Source organism: Streptomyces sp. NPDC046122 (genome assembly GCF_056429965.1).
This window is the reverse complement of sequence record NZ_JBWKLQ010000017.1, coordinates 63,477-79,310: the sequence shown is the minus strand read 5'-3', so window position 1 is coordinate 79,310 and position 15,834 is coordinate 63,477. Positions and strand designations below refer to the sequence as shown.

General features: G+C 71.9%; 20 protein-coding genes, 2 tRNA genes and 1 other RNA gene. 10 read left to right on the top strand and 13 right to left on the bottom strand.

What is annotated here, in order from left to right; genetic code table 11:
- Positions 1 to 19: 19 nt before the first annotated feature.
- From AC07FK_RS30395 to AC07FK_RS30360, 8 genes are all read right to left on the bottom strand, one after another.
- Positions 20 to 886 carry an RNA polymerase sigma factor SigF gene (locus AC07FK_RS30395; RefSeq protein WP_479108143.1) on the bottom strand — a complete coding sequence of 289 codons (867 nt, stop codon included), beginning with the start codon at positions 884 to 886 and terminating at the stop codon, positions 20 to 22.
- A gap of 220 nt (positions 887 to 1,106) precedes the next feature.
- Entirely contained in the window at positions 1,107 to 1,964 is an 858-nt protein-coding gene (locus AC07FK_RS30390; RefSeq protein ID WP_479108141.1) for an RNA polymerase sigma factor SigF, read from the bottom strand.
- Positions 1,965 to 2,143: 179 nt separating this feature from the next.
- Positions 2,144 to 2,437: a Dabb family protein gene (locus AC07FK_RS30385; protein ID WP_479108140.1), complete on the bottom strand. Its 294-nt coding sequence runs from the start codon at positions 2,435 to 2,437 to the stop codon at positions 2,144 to 2,146.
- Positions 2,438 to 2,446: 9 nt separating this feature from the next.
- On the bottom strand, positions 2,447 to 2,611 hold the full coding sequence (locus tag AC07FK_RS30380) for a hypothetical protein (protein WP_479108139.1): 165 nt from the start codon (positions 2,609 to 2,611) through the stop codon (positions 2,447 to 2,449).
- Between the two features lie 95 nt (positions 2,612 to 2,706).
- Positions 2,707 to 2,793: transfer RNA gene (locus tag AC07FK_RS30375), tRNA-Ser, on the bottom strand.
- A gap of 46 nt (positions 2,794 to 2,839) precedes the next feature.
- Positions 2,840 to 3,268: a tRNA adenosine(34) deaminase TadA gene (gene tadA, locus AC07FK_RS30370; RefSeq protein ID WP_479108186.1), complete on the bottom strand. Its 429-nt coding sequence runs from the start codon at positions 3,266 to 3,268 to the stop codon at positions 2,840 to 2,842.
- Between the two features lie 68 nt (positions 3,269 to 3,336).
- Entirely contained in the window at positions 3,337 to 3,882 is a 546-nt protein-coding gene (locus AC07FK_RS30365) for a tRNA adenosine deaminase-associated protein (protein ID WP_479108138.1), read from the bottom strand.
- A gap of 185 nt (positions 3,883 to 4,067) precedes the next feature.
- The gene (locus tag AC07FK_RS30360) at positions 4,068 to 4,289 is read right to left on the bottom strand and encodes a hypothetical protein (RefSeq protein ID WP_479108137.1); all 222 of its coding nucleotides are present in this window, start codon (positions 4,287 to 4,289) and stop codon (positions 4,068 to 4,070) included.
- Positions 4,290 to 4,383: 94 nt separating this feature from the next.
- Here AC07FK_RS30360 and upp point away from each other — a divergent pair, with 94 nt between their 5' ends.
- Positions 4,384 to 5,019 (top strand): uracil phosphoribosyltransferase, encoded by a 636-nt coding sequence (upp, locus tag AC07FK_RS30355; RefSeq protein ID WP_479108136.1) that lies wholly within the window; start codon positions 4,384 to 4,386, stop codon positions 5,017 to 5,019.
- Between the two features lie 22 nt (positions 5,020 to 5,041).
- Here upp and AC07FK_RS30350 read toward each other — a convergent pair whose 3' ends face one another.
- The 3 genes from AC07FK_RS30350 to AC07FK_RS30340 form a co-directional block, all read right to left on the bottom strand.
- The gene (locus tag AC07FK_RS30350) at positions 5,042 to 5,668 is read right to left on the bottom strand and encodes a LytR C-terminal domain-containing protein (RefSeq protein WP_479108135.1); all 627 of its coding nucleotides are present in this window, start codon (positions 5,666 to 5,668) and stop codon (positions 5,042 to 5,044) included.
- Between the two features lie 100 nt (positions 5,669 to 5,768).
- Entirely contained in the window at positions 5,769 to 6,071 is a 303-nt protein-coding gene (locus AC07FK_RS30345) for a type II toxin-antitoxin system VapB family antitoxin (protein ID WP_453401994.1), read from the bottom strand.
- A gap of 201 nt (positions 6,072 to 6,272) precedes the next feature.
- A complete protein-coding gene (locus AC07FK_RS30340) occupies positions 6,273 to 6,872 on the bottom strand; it encodes an HhH-GPD-type base excision DNA repair protein (protein WP_479108134.1) in 600 nt (199 codons plus the stop codon).
- 112 nt (positions 6,873 to 6,984) lie between these two features.
- On the opposite strand from AC07FK_RS30340, the gene AC07FK_RS30335 reads away from it, so the two are divergent.
- The 6 genes from AC07FK_RS30335 (at position 6,985) to AC07FK_RS30310 (ending at position 11,158) form a co-directional block, all read left to right on the top strand.
- Complete coding sequence (locus AC07FK_RS30335; protein ID WP_479108133.1) at positions 6,985 to 7,485, top strand: hypothetical protein; 501 nt, start codon at positions 6,985 to 6,987, stop codon at positions 7,483 to 7,485.
- 122 nt (positions 7,486 to 7,607) lie between these two features.
- Positions 7,608 to 7,868, top strand: a complete 261-nt coding sequence (locus AC07FK_RS30330) for a hypothetical protein (protein WP_479108132.1) — start codon at positions 7,608 to 7,610, stop codon at positions 7,866 to 7,868.
- A 30-nt stretch (positions 7,869 to 7,898) separates the two neighbouring features.
- Positions 7,899 to 8,459 (top strand): helix-turn-helix domain-containing protein, encoded by a 561-nt coding sequence (locus AC07FK_RS30325; protein ID WP_479108131.1) that lies wholly within the window; start codon positions 7,899 to 7,901, stop codon positions 8,457 to 8,459.
- On the top strand, positions 8,456 to 9,040 hold the full coding sequence (locus AC07FK_RS30320; protein ID WP_479108130.1) for a GNAT family N-acetyltransferase: 585 nt from the start codon (positions 8,456 to 8,458) through the stop codon (positions 9,038 to 9,040). The genes AC07FK_RS30325 and AC07FK_RS30320 overlap by 4 nt, the downstream gene beginning before the upstream one ends.
- Positions 9,041 to 9,126: 86 nt before the next feature.
- Entirely contained in the window at positions 9,127 to 9,885 is a 759-nt protein-coding gene (locus AC07FK_RS30315; protein ID WP_479108129.1) for an IclR family transcriptional regulator, read from the top strand.
- A gap of 100 nt (positions 9,886 to 9,985) precedes the next feature.
- Positions 9,986 to 11,158 (top strand): PP2C family protein-serine/threonine phosphatase, encoded by a 1,173-nt coding sequence (locus tag AC07FK_RS30310; protein ID WP_479108128.1) that lies wholly within the window; start codon positions 9,986 to 9,988, stop codon positions 11,156 to 11,158.
- A gap of 12 nt (positions 11,159 to 11,170) precedes the next feature.
- Here the strand turns inward: AC07FK_RS30310 and AC07FK_RS30305 are convergent, their stop codons facing one another.
- Both AC07FK_RS30305 and AC07FK_RS30300 read right to left on the bottom strand, forming a co-directional pair.
- The gene (locus tag AC07FK_RS30305; protein ID WP_479108127.1) at positions 11,171 to 11,833 is read right to left on the bottom strand and encodes a histone deacetylase; all 663 of its coding nucleotides are present in this window, start codon (positions 11,831 to 11,833) and stop codon (positions 11,171 to 11,173) included.
- Positions 11,834 to 11,965: 132 nt separating this feature from the next.
- A tRNA-Ser gene (locus tag AC07FK_RS30300) sits at positions 11,966 to 12,050 on the bottom strand.
- Positions 12,051 to 12,158: 108 nt separating this feature from the next.
- Between AC07FK_RS30300 and ffs the strand changes: the two genes are divergently transcribed.
- The 3 genes from ffs to purD all read left to right on the top strand — a co-directional run bounded on the left by ffs (position 12,159) and on the right by purD (position 15,739).
- Positions 12,159 to 12,257, top strand: an RNA gene (gene ffs / locus AC07FK_RS30295) — signal recognition particle sRNA small type.
- 42 nt (positions 12,258 to 12,299) lie between these two features.
- Entirely contained in the window at positions 12,300 to 14,444 is a 2,145-nt protein-coding gene (locus AC07FK_RS30290) for a DNA polymerase III subunit gamma and tau (protein WP_479108126.1), read from the top strand.
- Between the two features lie 41 nt (positions 14,445 to 14,485).
- Positions 14,486 to 15,739 (top strand): phosphoribosylamine--glycine ligase, encoded by a 1,254-nt coding sequence (gene purD / locus AC07FK_RS30285; protein WP_479108125.1) that lies wholly within the window; start codon positions 14,486 to 14,488, stop codon positions 15,737 to 15,739.
- The last annotated feature ends 95 nt before the right edge of the window (positions 15,740 to 15,834 follow it).

Here is a 15,834-nt window from a genome sequence, read left to right as displayed (position 1 = left end):
CCGATCCCGTCCGCCGGGGTCAGTCGGCGATGAGCCCTTCCCGCAGCTGGGCGAGCGTCCGCGTCAGCAGCCGGGAGACGTGCATCTGGGAGATGCCGACCTCCTCGCCGATCTGGGACTGCGTCATGTTCGCGAAGAACCGCAGCATGATGATCTGGCGCTCGCGCGGCGGCAGTTTGGCCAGCAGCGGCTTCAGCGACTCGCGGTACTCGACGCCTTCCAGCGCCATGTCCTCGTACCCGAGCCGGTCCGCCAGCGACCCTTCGCCGCCGTCGTCCTCCGGGGAGGGCGAGTCGAGCGAACTCGCGGTGTAGGCGTTGCCCACGGCGAGGCCGTCGACGACGTCGTCCTCCGACACCCCGAGCACCGCGGCGAGTTCGGGCACGGTCGGCGACCGGTCGAGCTTCTGCGCGAGGTCGTCGCTCGCCTTCGTCAGTGCGAGCCGCAGCTCCTGGAGGCGGCGGGGGACCCGTACCGACCAACTGGTGTCGCGGAAGAAGCGCTTGATCTCACCGACCACCGTCGGCATCGCGAACGTCGGGAACTCCACGCCCCGTTCGCAGTCGAACCGGTCGATCGCCTTGATCAGGCCGATCGTGCCGACCTGGACGATGTCCTCCATCGGCTCGTTGCGGCTGCGGAAGCGGGCCGCCGCGTACCGGACGAGGGGGAGGTTCAGCTCGATGAGGGTGTCCCGCACGTACACACGGTCGGGGCTGTCCTTGTCGAGGGCGGCAAGCCGCAGGAAGAGGGAGCGGGACAGAGTGCGGGTGTCGATGGCTTCCGGCTGCGACACGAGCGGCGGCGGCTGAGGAGCCGTCACCTGGTCCAGCACGGCGGGCACTTCCTTGGTGAGCACCTTCGAGCTGCCCTGTTCTGCGGACATGCCGGCCCCCTTTCAGTCCTGCGGTCGCTGACGGTAGCGTCGGGGCGCTCCCGTCGGAGGAAGCAGCCTCCACCTGAATACCGGCGGCGGAGCTGCGGCAAACGCGGTTCCAGCAGAATGTCACATGTCGGCAACACGCTGTAGCGCCAAGTCGACAAATCTGCGCAGGAAAGAGGGGGTGTGCGGCTTTTCGGCCATGAGTGGGTACTACCCGATCCGGTTACGCCTCGATCCGATTTGCGGATCTCAGGCGGGCGAAGCTTCTCGCCAGCAGTCGCGACACATGCATCTGCGAGACGCCCAGTTCGGCGCTGATCTGGGACTGCGTCAGATTGTTGTAGTACCGGAGCAGCAGGATCCGTTGCTCGCGCTCGGGCAGTTGTACGAGCAGATGCCGTACGAGGTCGCGGTGCTCGACGCCGGCCAGTGCCGGGTCCTCGTACCCGAGCCGGTCGAGCAGCCCGGGCAGCCCGTCGCCCTCCTGGGCGGCCTCCAGCGAGGTCGCGTGGTAGGAGCGCCCCGCCTCGATGCAGGCCAGCACCTCGTCCTCGGAGATGCGCAGGCGCTCCGCGATCTCGGCGGTCGTGGGGGAGCGCCCGTGGGCCGTCGTGAGGTCCTCGGTGGCCCCGCTGACCTGGACCCACAGCTCGTGCAGCCGCCGGGGTACGTGCACGGTCCTGACGTTGTCGCGGAAGTACCGCTTGATCTCGCCCACGACGGTCGGCATCGCGAACGTCGGGAACTGGACGCCCCGGTCGGGGTCGAACCGGTCGATCGCGTTGATCAGCCCGATCGTGCCGACCTGGACGACGTCCTCCATCGGCTCGTTGCGGCTGCGGAAGCGGGCCGCCGCGTACCGCACCAGCGGCAGGTTCGCCTCGATGAGGGCCCCCCGTACGCGGTTGTGCTCCGGAGTGCCCGGGGCCAGCCCCTTCAGCTCCGTGAAGAGCACCTGCGTGAGGGCCCTGGTGTCCGCCCCACGGCTCTTGGGGGTGCTCACCGGGGGGTCGGGTGCGGTCTCGGGTGGGAGGGGCTGGAGCTGCTGGGGCGGAGCTTGAGGCGCTGTACTGGCCGGCACGGTCACGCCACCCCTTTTCTCGGTCAACCACGACAACTCATCCGTCAAAAGCGGTCATAGCATCACAAGACATGTGCACTGTGTGCAAGCACCGTATAACTCCGTGTTGACGGCAACTCGGGTCTTAAACATGCGAAAACCCCGCACCGGAGCGGTGCGGGGCATGCCGGTGCGGGGGATCAGAACTCGTAGTCGGCGATCACCCACGTGGCGAATTCACGCCACTGCCCGGCGGCCGCCTGGTGGGCGGGGTGCTCGATGTACCGCTTCAGCGCATCGCGGTCCCGGACCGCCGAGTTGATGGCGAAGTCGTACGCGATGGGCCGGTCGGTGATGTTCCAGGCGCACTCCCAGAACTCCAGCTCGGGAACGGCCCCGTCGAGCTCCTGGAAGGCCTTCACGCCGGCGAGGACGCGCGGCTCGTCCCGCTCGACACCCTCGTTGAGCTTGAAGAGGACCAGGTGGCGGATCAAGGGGCACTCCTACTGGATCAGCTGGGTCATGAACTCACCGACGCCGTGAGCGGCACTGGACACGCCCTCGAACCCTATCTGGACGAAATCGGCCGCCCGCTTGGGGGAGGTGATGATCGTGTACAGCACGAAGACGGCGACCACGTAAAGAGCGATCTTCTTCGTTTGCACCATCTGTGCGGCCTCCCCTGACCGGTCCCGTGAGTCGCGTGAGTCTAACCGCACAACGCGAAAGCCCCGACTCGGGGAGTCGGGGCTCTCGTTCTGAGCGGTAGCGGTGGGATTTGAACCCACGGATAGCTTGCACCATCACACGCTTTCGAGGCGTGCTCCTTAGGCCACTCGGACACGCTACCGAGAGAGAGCTTAGCCCACACCGGGCCGTGCTCCGAAATCGGTTGGTCAGCGGTTCCGGAAGAAGGCCGTCAGCCGGTCCGAGCACTCCCTCTCCAGCACGCCCTGGATCACCTCGGGCCGGTGGTTCAGCCTCCGGTCCCGTACGACGTCCCAGAGCGAACCGGCGGCGCCCGCCTTCTCGTCGAGCGCCCCGTAGACCACCCGCTCCACCCGGGACTGCACGATCGCGCCCGCGCACATCGTGCACGGCTCCAGGGTGACGACGAGCGTGCAGCCCGTCAGCCGCCACTCCCCGAGGGCGTGCGCGGCCCTGCGGATGGCCAGCACCTCGGCGTGCGCCGTGGGATCGCCCGTCGCCTCGCGCTCGTTGTGGCCCGCCGCGAGCAGCGAGCCGTCGGGAGCCAGCAGGACGGCGCCGACCGGCACGTCGCCGGCCTCCGCCGCCCGCGCCGCCTCGTCCAGCGCCAGGCGCATGGGCGCCCGCCACCGGTCCCGCACCGGATCGGGTTCGGGTCGTTGTTCCTCAGTCACCGCCGGGCTCACTACTGGACGGTCTCCAGCACGTCGGCCGCGCCCAGCGCGTCGGCGATCTCCGCCAGCGCGTCCGTGCCGAGCGCCAGCAGCTCCTTCTCCGGGAGGCCGAGGTCCGCGAGGACCGCCGGTTCCCCCAGCGGACCCGCCGGTACGGCGCTGCCGTCGTCCGCCCTGATCTCCTCCTCGTCCTTGTCGTCCATGGCCTCGTCCGGTTCCCCGTCCTCGGTGCCGTCGAGGTCGACGAGCTCCTCCAGGACGTCCGGGTCCTCGGGGTCCCGGCCGAGCAGTTCGTCGGTGAGCAGGATCTCCCCGTACGAGGAACGGGCGGCCGCGGCCGCGTCGGAGACATAGATGCGCGGGTCTTCCTCGCCGTCCACCCGGACGAGGCCGAACCATGCGTCTTCCTGCTCGATGAAGACGATCACCGTGTCGTCGTCGACCGCGGCCTCGCGGGCCAGATCGGTCAGGTCGGACAGCGTTTCCACGTCGTCGAGCTCCGTGTCGCTCGCTTTCCACCCGTCTTCGGTGCGCGCGAGCAGTGCGGCGAAGTACACCGTGACTCTCCCACTGGTCTTGAGAAGTGCCGGTTGGAGTTCCTCCCGGCCGGAGGGTGTCGCTGGTCGGGGAGAAACCGATTCGCAGCTCCGGACCCCGCCCACTCGGAATCGTGGCAGAAGAAAGCGTTCCGCGAGAGGTCTTCCGCTCTTGCGTCGTGTACCAGTCCTGCGAGAGGGCCTCTCTACCAGCGGAAGGTGCGCATCCGCATCTGCTGCCGCATCCGGGCCGCCCGGGCCCGGCGCGGCTGCACGCGTTCGCGCAGCGCCTTCGCCTCGTTCAGCTCGCGCAGGAACTGGGCACGCCGCCGCCTGCGGTCGGCCTCGCCCGTGCTCTCCGGCCGCTCCCGGTCGGCCTCCCGCTGCTGATCCTGCTCCCGGTTCCCGTCCGGCATCGGCCACACCATCCCAAGCCCGCGTCTGCCCTCACCCCACCTTCCCTCCGCCCGGCGTGTTGATGCCAGGGTGAGCGGCCCGTACTGCCCGGTTACTGTTGGCCTCATGCGGATCCACGTCGTCGACCACCCGCTGGTGGCGCACAAACTCACCACGCTGCGCGACAAGCGCACCGACTCCCCGACCTTCCGGCGCCTCGCCGACGAGCTGGTCACCCTGCTCGCGTACGAGGCCACCCGGGACGTGCGCACCGAACAGGTCGACGTCGAGACCCCGGTGACGGCGACGACGGGCGTGAAGCTCTCTCACCCCCGGCCTCTGGTCGTACCGATCCTGCGGGCCGGACTCGGCATGCTGGACGGCATGGTGCGGCTGCTGCCGACCGCCGAGGTGGGCTTCCTCGGGATGATCCGCAACGAGGAGACGCTCCAGGCGGAGACGTACGCGACCCGCATGCCGGAGGACCTCTCCGGCCGTCAGGTGTACGTCCTCGACCCGATGCTGGCCACCGGCGGCACTCTGGTCGCGGCGATCCGTGAGCTGATCAAGCGCGGCGCGGACGACGTCACGGCCGTCGTGCTGCTCGCGGCGCCCGAGGGGGTCGAGGTCATGGAGCGCGAGCTGGCCGGCACGCCGGTCACCGTCGTCACCGCCTCGGTCGACGAGCGGCTCAACGAGCACGGCTACATCGTGCCGGGGCTCGGCGACGCGGGCGACCGGATGTACGGCACCGCCGGCTAGCAGACGGCCGTACGCACCGTTCTCAGCACTTCGCGGAGGGCGCGGGCCTGGCCAGGACGGCCAGGGCCTTGTCCGCGTCCTTCTTCGTCGTCAGGCTCTTGAAGCCGGAGCCCAGGATCAGGTCGACGTCGGCGCTCTTGCGGGCGTCGGCCTTCTGCGCGGCGCCCCTGAGCTGCGTACCCAGTACGGGCATGACGCCGGACACCGCCTTGGGCGCGCCGAGCAGTATCCCGGCGCCCTTGACCTTCTTGTCGTACTCCGGCGGCGCGTTGCCGACCTTGCCGATGGTGAAGCCGCGCTTCTTCAGCTCGTCGGCCGTCTCCTTGGCGAGACCGCTGCGCTTGGTCGCGTTGTAGACGTTCACCTTGATCGCGCGCGGCTCGGGCAGGGCGGCGGCCCGGGCGGGTGCGGACGGCGCGGCCGCCCTGTCGCAGCTCTTCACGCGCCCGGCGGCCGAGGTCTTCTTCGTGCCCCCGGTGAAGACGTCGATGAGCTGCAGCGTCCCCCAGCCGGCCAGACCGAGGGCCACGAGGGAGGACACCACCACGAGGATGGTCCTGCGCCGGTTCCGGGGGCGGCGCATGCGCGGGAACTTGTCGCCCGTAATGCGGTACTTTCCGCCCATGCCGGGGGGAGTCAGCATGCTCATGGGCGCAGCGTAGTGCGCACGGGGAGCAATGCCTACTAAATGATCAATGACACCGGGCAGGCCAACCCGTAAGGCCCAGTGGGGACAGCCGTTCGGGTCGTCACATGCCGTCGAGTTCGAGGACGCGCGCGTGCAGCACCTGTCGCTGCTGGAGCGCGGCGCGGACCGCGCGGTGCAGTCCGTCCTCCAGGTACAGGTCGCCCTGCCACTTCACGACGTGGGCGAAGAGGTCGCCGTAGAAGGTCGAGTCCTCGGCCAGCAGGGTCTCGAGGTCCAGTTGGCCCTTGGTCGTCACCAGCTGATCGAGGCGGACCGGGCGCGGTGCGACATCCGCCCACTGCCGGGTGCTTTCCCGGCCGTGGTCGGGATACGGCCGGCCGTTTCCGATGCGCTTGAAGATCACACGGAAAGCCTACCGGTCAAGCGGCTCCGGGCGCAGCCATGAGGACGGGGTGCAAACGTCGTATTCAATGCCGGACCGGGATCAAATCACGAGCGGAACAGCCCACTCCGGTGATGTGGCCGGGTGTGGTGCCCGTGTTCCGCCGCACCGGGCGGGCCGGGTGGGCATTCACCCGTTCGGAGGACACCGCGCCCCCGGCGGTCACTTCACGGGGGACTTCTTCGCCGCCTTCTTGGCCGCCGCCTTGGCCTCCTGCTTGAACGCGCGGACCTTCGTCAGGGACTCCGGGCCCGTGATGTCCGCCGCCGACCGGTACGACCCCTCGTCGCCGTACGCGCCCGCCGCCTCCCGCCAGCCCTCAGGCCGTACGCCGAGCTGCTTGCCCAGCAGAGCCAGGAAGATCTGCGACTTCTGCTTGCCGAAGCCGGGCAGCGCGTTCAGGCGGGCCAGCAGCTCCCGGCCGGTGGCGACGTCGCGCCAGATCGCGGTCGCGTCGCCGCCGTACTCGTCCACCAGGTACTGGCAGAGCTGCTGCACGCGCTTGGCCATCGACCCCGGATAGCGGTGCACGGCCGGCTTGGCCGACAGCAGCTCGACGAAGGCCTCCGGGTCGTACGCGGCGATCTCGTGCGCGTCGAGATCGTCGCCGCCCAGCCGCTGGGCGATCGTGTACGGGCCCGCGAACGCCCACTCCATGGGGATCTGCTGGTCGAGCAGCATGCCGATCAGGTCGGCGAGCGGGCTGCGGCCGAGCAGTTCGTCGGCCTCCGGTTGCTGGGCGAGGCGGATCTCAGGGCTCATCCCCCGATGATCACCCAAACAGGGCCGCGACGCACACGCCCGCCGGGCGGACGGGCGCCCCCCGTTGAATCATCTGAATCAGCGAAGGGCGACTCTCCGGAAGGACCGGCCCATGTCCGACACACCGCCTCCGCCCCCGGGCGACCCCGGGTGGGGCCCCCGCCCGCCGGACGGCGGCCTTCCCCCGCCCGGCCGGGCCGGTTACCCGCGGCCGCCCCGCGAGCGCCGGATCTGGCCCTGGGTGCTCCTCGGCCTGGTCGTCCTCTTCGCCGGCGGCTGCATCGCCGTCATCGCCACGGTGGCCACGGTGGTCGACGACGAGTCGACCCGGACGGTGAAGGTGAGGTACGCCGTGACGGGCGACGCCCGGGACGTCACCGTCACGTACACCATCTGGAAGGACGGGAACGCCTCGTCGGCGACCCTCTCCGACGTGCGGCTCCCGTGGCGCGAGGAGGTGGAGACCACCGGACTGCTGAAGGGCGGCTCGCTGGCCGTCACCACCGGGCCCTCCGGGGGCACGGCCGCCTGCTCCGTGACGGTGGGCGGCGACACGCCCCGGACCGCCAGTGCCACCGGCAGGTTCGCGACCGCGACCTGCGACGACTTCTGACGCCGGCCTCCGGCGCACGGCGACGGACGCCCGGCGGGGACCGCTTCCCGCGCCGCGTCCGGCACGACTGTCAGACCCCCGTGGAACGCTTTACCCCAGTCGGCCGCAGCGGGGTGGGGGTCATGGTCTCGTACGACGATTGCGACACGTGCGGTGTTCCGCACGCCGCGTGGCGCGCGGCGCTGCGCAGGACGCTGTGCGCCCGGTGCGAACGGACCGGCGGGGACCGCGCCGCCCGCGACCCGGTGCTGCTCGGCGAGGTGCTGGCGACGACCGCCGCGCTCCTGATCCCCACCGACGCGGTGCTCGTGCCAGGCCCCCGCACCGCGCTGCCCCTCCGCGAGGACGACGGGGCGCCCTCTTCGTGTCACCGGGTCGCATAGTTCTCCCATATCCGGGATATTCTCTCTGGTATGAGAACTCCACTCGAGGACCGCCTGGCGGAGAGGCTCGCCGCCCTCCGGGTCGAGCACGGCTGGTCGCTGGACGAACTGGCCGGCCGCGCGGGCGTCAGCCGCTCCACGCTCTCGCGCCTGGAACGCGCCGAGATCAGTCCGACGGCGTCCCTGCTGGGGAGCCTGTGCGCCGTCTACGGGCGCACGATGTCGCGCCTGCTCGCGGAGGTGGAGTCCGAGCCGCCGCAGCTCGTCCACGCCGACCGCCAGCTGGTGTGGCGCGACGAGGAGTCCGGGTTCACCCGCCGGTCGGTGTCCCCGCCCCACCCCGGCCTGCGGGCCGAGATCGTCGAGGGCGTCCTGCGCCCGGGCGCGGACATCGCGTACGACGGACCGCCCGTACCGGGCATCGAGCAGCACATCTGGGTGCTGGACGGCGGCCTGGAGATCACCGCGGGCGACCAGGTCCACGACCTGCGCACCGGGGACTGCCTGCGCTTCCGCCTCTGGGGCCCGTCGCGCTTCCGCTGTCCCGGGCCCGCCGGGGCGCGCTACATGGTGGCGGTCGTCCAGCCATGACCCACCCCGCGTCCGAACACCGCGCACGCCCCGCTCCCGAGCACCGCGCAGGCCCCGCTTCCGCGTACGTGATCACCCGCCTGTCCGCCGAAGCGTTCCGCGCCGACGTGCGGAACCTGGCCACCGTGCTCGCGGACGCCGTCGACGACGACGCGTCCGTCGGCTTCCTGGCCCCCTTCGGCCAGGACGAGGCCGCCGCCTGGTGGGCCGCCCAGCAGCCGGCGGTGGACGACGGCGGCCTCTCCGTGTGGGCGGCCCGGGGGCCGAGCGGCACAGTCGGCACTTTCGCCCTGTCCCTGAGCCCCAAGCCCAACAGCCGGCACCGCGCCGAACTGGTCAAGCTCATGGTGCACCGCACCGCCCGGGGCCAGGGCCTGGGCCGCGCACTCCTCGCCACCGCCGAGCGTGAGGCCGCCCGCGCCGGCGCCACGCTCCTGCTGCTCGACACCGAGAGCGCCAGTCCCGCCGAGCGCCTCTACCGCTCCGCCGGCTGGACCCACTACGGCACCGTCCCCGACTACGCGGCCGACCCGACCGGCACGCTCAAGCCCTGCAGCTTCTTCTACAAGCGCCTGGCATGACGAGGATTCGCTCCCGGGAACGGCGCGATGCCAAGTGACCGCCCGCGGGCCTTGCCCGGCCGGTGAGCGGGGCGCACGCTGAACGTATGGCTGCGCAGGACGGCCCGACGCTCATCACCTCCGTACAGCGAGCCTTCCGCCTCTTGGAAGCGGTCGGCGCGCACAGCGGCGGCGCGCCGGCGAAGCAGCTGGCGCGCGAGACGGGCCTGCCGCTGGCCACCACCTACCACCTGCTGCGGACACTGGTCCATGACGGCTACGTGCGGAAGCTCGACGACGGCGGGTTCGTCATCGGGGACCAGCTGGGCGCGCTGCACGCCGGCAGCCGGGGACAGGCGCTGCTCAGCCGTGTCCGGCCCACGCTCGCCGCCCTGCGGGACGAACTGTCGGCCGCCGCGTACCTGACCTTCTACGAGGAGGGCGAGATCCGGGTCGCCGAGATCGTCGACGGGCCCCGGGCGCCGCGGGTCGACCTCTGGGTGGGGTTCGAGGACGCCGGGCACGCCACCGCGCTCGGCAAGTGCGTGCTGCGGGAACTGGACGAGGAGTCCCGCAACGACTACCTCTCCCGGCACTCGCTCGCCGACCTCACGCCCCGGACCATCACCCACCGGGCCGAACTGCTGCGGCGACTCGATGCACCGCTCACCGCCCCGGCCGTCATGGACCTGGAGGAGTACTCCCTCGGCACGGTCTGCGTCGCGGTGCCCGTCTACAGCGGCGACCGCCTCGGCTCGCTCGGCGTCTCCCTGCGGGCGGACCGGCTCTCCCGCGTCGACGAGGTACTGGCGCGTCTGCTGCCCACGGCCGGCCGCGTGACCAGGGGCCTCTCGCTCACTATCTGAAATCCCCGCCCTTGTGGCGCACCGCACAGAGCCTGTTCTCTGGATGAAACGGACATTCAGTCGTATGTGCCGCCACCAGGAAAGGACTGCGGACCACACCATGAGGCAGGCCCGAGACCACGAAGGCGGCCAGGGGCCGACGAGGCCGTTCACGAGGATCCGGGCGGGAGCCACCGCGCGGTACGCCACCGGCACCCCCGTACTCATCGTCTCCGTCGTCGCACTCCTCGGCCTGATGACCGGAGCCGCGCCGATCTGGCTGCCCCTGCTCGCAGCCGGACCCGCGCTGGCCGCCACCACGGGCCGGCCACGGGGAGTCCTGTGCGTCGGGACTCTCGCCGTCGTCCTGGGGGCCGCGCTCGGTTTCCGTGACGGAGTCCCGGGTCGCGAGCTGGCCGTCCAGGTCGCGGCGCTGGTCGCCGTGACGCTGGCGAGTGCCCTGGCCGGCGGTCTGCGGGTGCGCCGCGAGCGGGTCCTCGCGGACGTCCGCTCGGTCGCCGAGGCCGCCCAGCACGCCCTGCTCAAGCCCGTGCCCGCGACGGTCGGCCCGTTCCAGGTGGCCGTCCGCTACAGCGCAGCCGCGGCGGAGGCCCGCATCGGCGGCGACCTGTACGCACTGGTGCCGACTCCGTACGGGGTCAGGCTCATCGTCGGCGACGTACGGGGAAAGGGGCTGCCCGCGGTGGGCACGGCCGCTCTGGTGGTCGGCGTCTTCCGGGAGGCCGCCTACGACGAACCGGACCTCCTCGACGTCGTCGCCAGGATCGAGCGGAGCCTGGCGCGCAATCTGGGCGCCGACGACTTCGTCACGGCCGTGGTCGCCGGCTACCCCGGCGACGGACGCATGGAGGTCGTCAACTGCGGGCACGCCCCGCCGCTGATGGTCCGCGACTCCCGCGTACGGGCCGTCGAGCCGACCCGTCCGGCTCCACCGCTCGGACTGCGGGCCCTCACCGGCGCGACCCCGAGCCTCCAGGTGCTGCCCTTCGCCGACGGCGACCAACTGCTCCTCTACACCGACGGGGTCACCGAGGCCCGCGACCACGACCGTGCCTTCTACCCGCTCGTCGAGCGGGCGGCGGGGCACATGTCGGACGAGCCGTCCCGGACCCTCGCCGCTCTCCACGCCGACCTGCTGGCGCACGTCGGCGGCCGACTCCACGACGACGCGGCGCTGCTCCTGCTCCGGAAACCGGCCCCCACCGTCCCGGCGGCCGCCCCGCCCCGGGCTCCGGCCGGGGAACCGGCGCACCTCCCGGTCGAAGCCCGCTGAGATGCCGCCCCGTCACCGCGCGATCAATTCCAGGATCGCCCGTGGGCTCCAGTGCCCGGCGGCCCCGGGGCAGGCCGCCAGGTAGGCAGCGACGGTGGCCTCGTCCCACGCGCCCGCCTCCAGCAGTCCCGTGGCCAGGTACCGCACGTACGCGGCGGACGGCTTGGTCCACTCGACCTCGTCCACTCCCCACGGGGCGGTGAAGGTGAGCACGGGGACGCCGTCGACGGTGCCGGGACAGACGAGCGTCTCGTAGCGCCCGCCCCCGACCGTCGACCTGCCCTCGCTCAGCGCTTCGCCCAGGTCGAGGTCGACGCCCGGCTCCCGGTACATCTCCTGGGCGGCGATGTCCGAGAACTGCTCGGCCGTGACGAGATGGGCCCGCGCCAGAACCCGTCCGCGCCCCCCGGGATCGAAGAAGGCCCGGCCGCCGCTCCACACCGCGGACTCGGTGGCGAAGTACAGCGCGCCGGCCGGCTCCACCGGGACGGAAGCCGCCGGCGCACGCCGGTCCCTGCAGCCCGGGTACGTCCTGGACGCGCCCGGAGGCCGACCGCCGGCGAGGTAGAACGTCAGCCGGTCCAGATGCGTGTTGGACCCGTACGACAGGTACCAGACCCGCGTCGGCGCAGCGCCTGCGTACGGCGCCCCGTCGACGACCCGTGCCCGAACCATCGCCCTCCCCAAGCCCGGGAACCGCGCGAATGCCGATACCAGCACGTGAACGGCCTGTTCGTCGAGCAACCCGCGCGGGGGCGGAAAACGCAGAAGGCCCGGACCGCGTGAGCGGTCCGGGCCTTCCAGCTGCGGAGGATACGAGATTCGAACTCGTGAGGGGTTGCCCCCAACACGCTTTCCAAGCGTGCGCCCTAGGCCACTAGGCGAATCCTCCGCCGCAAACAATACAAGACGTTGAGGAGTGCTCGCGAACGCGTTCCGGGTGGTCGCCGCCGGGTGGGGGTGCGGGTCGTTTCACGGGGGCCGATCCGCTAGGGTGGGGGCCAGCCCCTCACGTGGCGCTATCTCACCGAACTCCCCCAGGGCCGGAAGGCAGCAAGGGTAAGTGAGCTCTGGCGGGTGCGTGGGGGGCGCTTGCGTTGGGCGGGACCGGTTGTCAGCGGGTCCCGATAACCTCGTATGCGTGTCGTCCCTTGCGCTCTACCGCCGCTACCGTCCCGAGTCGTTCGCCGAGGTCATCGGGCAGGAGCATGTCACTGCCCCGTTGCAGCAGGCCCTGCGTAACAACCGGGTCAACCACGCGTACCTGTTCAGCGGGCCGCGGGGCTGTGGAAAGACGACCAGCGCCCGCATCCTCGCCCGCTGTCTGAACTGCGAGCAGGGCCCCACGCCCAACCCGTGCGGCGTGTGCCAGTCCTGCGTCGACCTGGCCCGCAACGGCCGGGGATCGATCGACGTCATCGAGATCGACGCCGCCTCGCACGGTGGCGTGGACGACGCCCGTGACCTGCGGGAAAAGGCGTTCTTCGGGCCGGCGAGCAGCCGCTACAAGATCTACATCATCGACGAGGCCCACATGGTCACCCCGGCGGGCTTCAACGCCCTGCTGAAGGTGGTCGAGGAGCCGCCGGAGCACCTGAAGTTCATCTTCGCGACGACCGAGCCCGAGAAGGTCATCGGGACCATCCGGTCGCGCACGCACCACTATCCGTTCCGGCTGGTGCCCCCGGGGACGCTGCGCGACTACCTCGGCGAGGTGTGCGGCAAGGAGGGCATCCCGGTCGAGGACGGCGTACTGCCCCTGGTGGTCCGGTCCGGAGCGGGCTCCGTGCGTGACTCCATGTCCGTCATGGATCAGCTGCTCGCCGGCGCGGCCGACGACGGTGTGACATATGCCATGGCCACAGCCCTCCTCGGGTACACGGAGAGCTCACTGCTCGACTCCGTCGTGGACGCCTTCGCGGCCGGTGACGGAGCCGCCGCGTTCGAGATCGTGGACCGGGTGATCGAGGGCGGCAACGACCCCCGCCGCTTCGTGGCCGACCTGCTGGAGCGGCTGCGGGATCTGGTGATCCTCGCCGCCGTGCCCGACGCCCGTGAGAAGGGCCTGATCGACGCGCCCGCCGACGTCGTGGAGCGGATGCAGGCCCAGGCGTCGGTGTTCGGCGCGGCGGAGCTGAGCCGCGCCGCCGACCTGGTGAACACCGGCCTCACCGAGATGCGCGGCGCCACGTCGCCGCGGCTCCAGCTGGAGCTGATCTGCGCCCGGGTGCTGCTGCCCGCCGCCTTCGACGACGAGCGTTCGTTCCAGGCGCGACTCGACCGGCTGGAGCGCGGCGGCGCCGGTGGCGCGTTCACGGCCGCTGCCGCCGCTCCCGGCCCCGCGATGGGATACGTACCGGGCGCCGAGGCGCACGGGGCTCCGCAGGCCGTGCCCGCGCCGGCTCCCGTCATGCCCGCGCCGGTCGCTCCCGCGCCCGCGCCCGCTTCGACGGCCGAGCCGTCCGCCCCCGCCCCCGACGGCGGCCAGCGCCCCGGCGCGTGGCCCGGTTCGGCAGGCCCGGGTGCCGGTGCTGCCGGGACGGGGGACACCGCAGGGCGCCGGCCCGGCGGGTGGCCCACCGCCTCCGCCCCCGGTCAGGGCCGTCCCGAGCCGCAGCCCGCGCCCAGCCAGGCCCCGGCGGCCGCCCCGGCCGCGCCGCCCGCGCCCGCTGTCTCGCAGCCGGCCGCGCAGGGCGCCGTACAGGTGCAGAACATGTGGCCGGGCATCCTGGAGGCCGTCAAGAACCGGCGGCGTTTCACCTGGATCCTGCTGAGTCAGAACGCCCAGGTCAGCGGCTTCGACGGCACCACGCTCCAGATCGCCTTCATCAACGCCGGCGCCCGCGACAACTTCGCGAGCAGCGGCAGCGAGGACGTTCTGAAGCAGGCGCTGGCCGAATCCTTCAACGTGCAGTGGAAGATCGAGTCGATCGTCGACCCGTCCGGCGGCGGGGGAGGCGGCGGCGCCCAGCCCCCCGGCGGAGGCGGCTTCGGCGGCCGGCCCCCGGCCCCGGCCCCCGCACCCCGCCCCGCCCCGCAGGCCCAGCAGGCCGCGCCCCCCGCCGCCCCGCAGCGCCCGGTTTCCGAACCGTCCCCCGCAGGCGGCAGCCCGTATCCGGCGCACCAGGCCCCCGAGCCCGCACCCGCCCCGCCCCCGCCGATGGCGATCGAGGACGACGTACCGCAGGAGGACGACGCGGATCTCGTCGACTCGGCGCTCTCCGGGCACGACCTGATCGTGCGGGAGCTGGGCGCGACGGTCGTCGAGGAGTTCACGAACGAGTAGCCCGGCGGGGGGAGCGCGGCGCGCGGGCTAGGCTGCACACCGTGAAGGTCCTCGTCATCGGCGGCGGCGCCCGCGAACACGCCCTGTGCCGCTCTCTGTCCCTCGATCCCGACGTCACCGCGCTGTACTGCGCCCCCGGCAACGCCGGGATCGCCGAGGTGGCCGAGCTGCACCCCGTCGACGCCCTCGACGGTGCGGCCGTGGCCCGGCTCGCCGGCGAGCTCGGTGCCGGGCTCGTCGTCGTCGGCCCGGAGGCGCCGCTCGTCGCGGGCGTCGCCGACGCCGTGCGCGCGGCCGGCATCCCCTGCTTCGGGCCGTCCAAGGAGGCCGCCCTGCTGGAGGGCTCGAAGGCCTTCGCCAAGGACGTGATGGCCGCGGCGAACGTTCCCACCGCCCGCAGCTACGTCTGCACCACGCCCGAAGAGATCGACACGGCCCTGGACGCCTTCGGCGCGCCGTACGTCGTCAAGGACGACGGCCTCGCCGCCGGCAAGGGCGTCGTCGTGACCGACGACCTCCAGGCGGCCCGTGAGCACGCGCTGGCCTGCGACCGCGTGGTCATCGAGGAGTTCCTCGACGGCCCCGAGGTCTCCCTCTTCGCGATCACCGACGGCGTGACCGTGCTCCCGCTCCAGCCCGCCCAGGACTTCAAGCGCGCGCTCGACGGCGACGAGGGTCCGAACACCGGCGGCATGGGCGCGTACTCCCCGCTCCCGTGGGCCGATCCCAAGCTGGTCGACGAGGTCATGGCGACCGTCCTCCAGCCGACGGTCGACGAGCTGCGCCGCCGCGGCACGCCGTTCTCCGGTCTGCTGTACGCCGGCCTGGCGATCACCTCGCGCGGCGTACGGGTCATCGAGTTCAACGCCCGCTTCGGCGACCCCGAGACCCAGGTGGTCCTGGCCCGCCTGAAGACCCCGCTGGCGAGCGTGCTCCTGCACTCCGCCAACGGCACTCTCGACGTCGAACCGCCGCTGACCTGGCGCGACGACGCGGCCGTGACGGTCGTCATCGCCTCGCACAACTACCCGGAGACACCCCGCACGGGCGACCCGATCGAGGGCCTCGACGAGGTCGCGGCCCAGGATGCGCCCCACGCGTACGTCCTGCACGCCGGGACCCGGCACGAGGGCGACGCGGTCGTGAGCGCGGGCGGTCGCGTGCTGTCCGTCACGGCGACGGGCAAGGACCTCGCCCAGGCCCGGGAGCGGGCGTACGCGGCGGTGTCCCGCATCCGCCTCGACGGCTCGCAGCACCGTACGGACATCGCCGAGAAGGCGGCGTCCGGGGCCTGATCCCACCCGCCGCCACGCCCGACGACGTCAGCAGCTTTCCCCAAAGCCATTCCATCGAGTGACCGCTCGGCCATCCGGCTGACGGCCGCGCCACC

Bases quoted from the DNA above. Each gene is read 5' to 3' on its own strand.
- AC07FK_RS30395 (WP_479108143.1), bottom strand. From the start codon at position 886: ATGTCCGCAGAACAGGGCAGCTCGAAGGTGCTCACCAAGGAAGTGCCC.
- AC07FK_RS30380 (WP_479108139.1), bottom strand. From the start codon at position 2,611: ATGGTGCAAACGAAGAAGATCGCTCTTTACGTGGTCGCCGTCTTCGTG.
- tadA (WP_479108186.1), bottom strand. From the start codon at position 3,268: ATGCGCCTGGCGCTGGACGAGGCGGCGCGGGCGGCGGAGGCCGGCGAC.
- AC07FK_RS30360 (WP_479108137.1), bottom strand. From the start codon at position 4,289: ATGGTGTGGCCGATGCCGGACGGGAACCGGGAGCAGGATCAGCAGCGG.
- upp (WP_479108136.1), top strand. From the start codon at position 4,384: ATGCGGATCCACGTCGTCGACCACCCGCTGGTGGCGCACAAACTCACC.
- AC07FK_RS30350 (WP_479108135.1), bottom strand. From the start codon at position 5,668: ATGAGCATGCTGACTCCCCCCGGCATGGGCGGAAAGTACCGCATTACG.
- AC07FK_RS30340 (WP_479108134.1), bottom strand. From the start codon at position 6,872: ATGAGCCCTGAGATCCGCCTCGCCCAGCAACCGGAGGCCGACGAACTG.
- AC07FK_RS30335 (WP_479108133.1), top strand. From the start codon at position 6,985: ATGTCCGACACACCGCCTCCGCCCCCGGGCGACCCCGGGTGGGGCCCC.
- AC07FK_RS30330 (WP_479108132.1), top strand. From the start codon at position 7,608: ATGGTCTCGTACGACGATTGCGACACGTGCGGTGTTCCGCACGCCGCG.
- AC07FK_RS30325 (WP_479108131.1), top strand. From the start codon at position 7,899: ATGAGAACTCCACTCGAGGACCGCCTGGCGGAGAGGCTCGCCGCCCTC.
- AC07FK_RS30320 (WP_479108130.1), top strand. From the start codon at position 8,456: ATGACCCACCCCGCGTCCGAACACCGCGCACGCCCCGCTCCCGAGCAC.
- AC07FK_RS30315 (WP_479108129.1), top strand. From the start codon at position 9,127: ATGGCTGCGCAGGACGGCCCGACGCTCATCACCTCCGTACAGCGAGCC.
- AC07FK_RS30310 (WP_479108128.1), top strand. From the start codon at position 9,986: ATGAGGCAGGCCCGAGACCACGAAGGCGGCCAGGGGCCGACGAGGCCG.
- AC07FK_RS30305 (WP_479108127.1), bottom strand. From the start codon at position 11,833: ATGGTTCGGGCACGGGTCGTCGACGGGGCGCCGTACGCAGGCGCTGCG.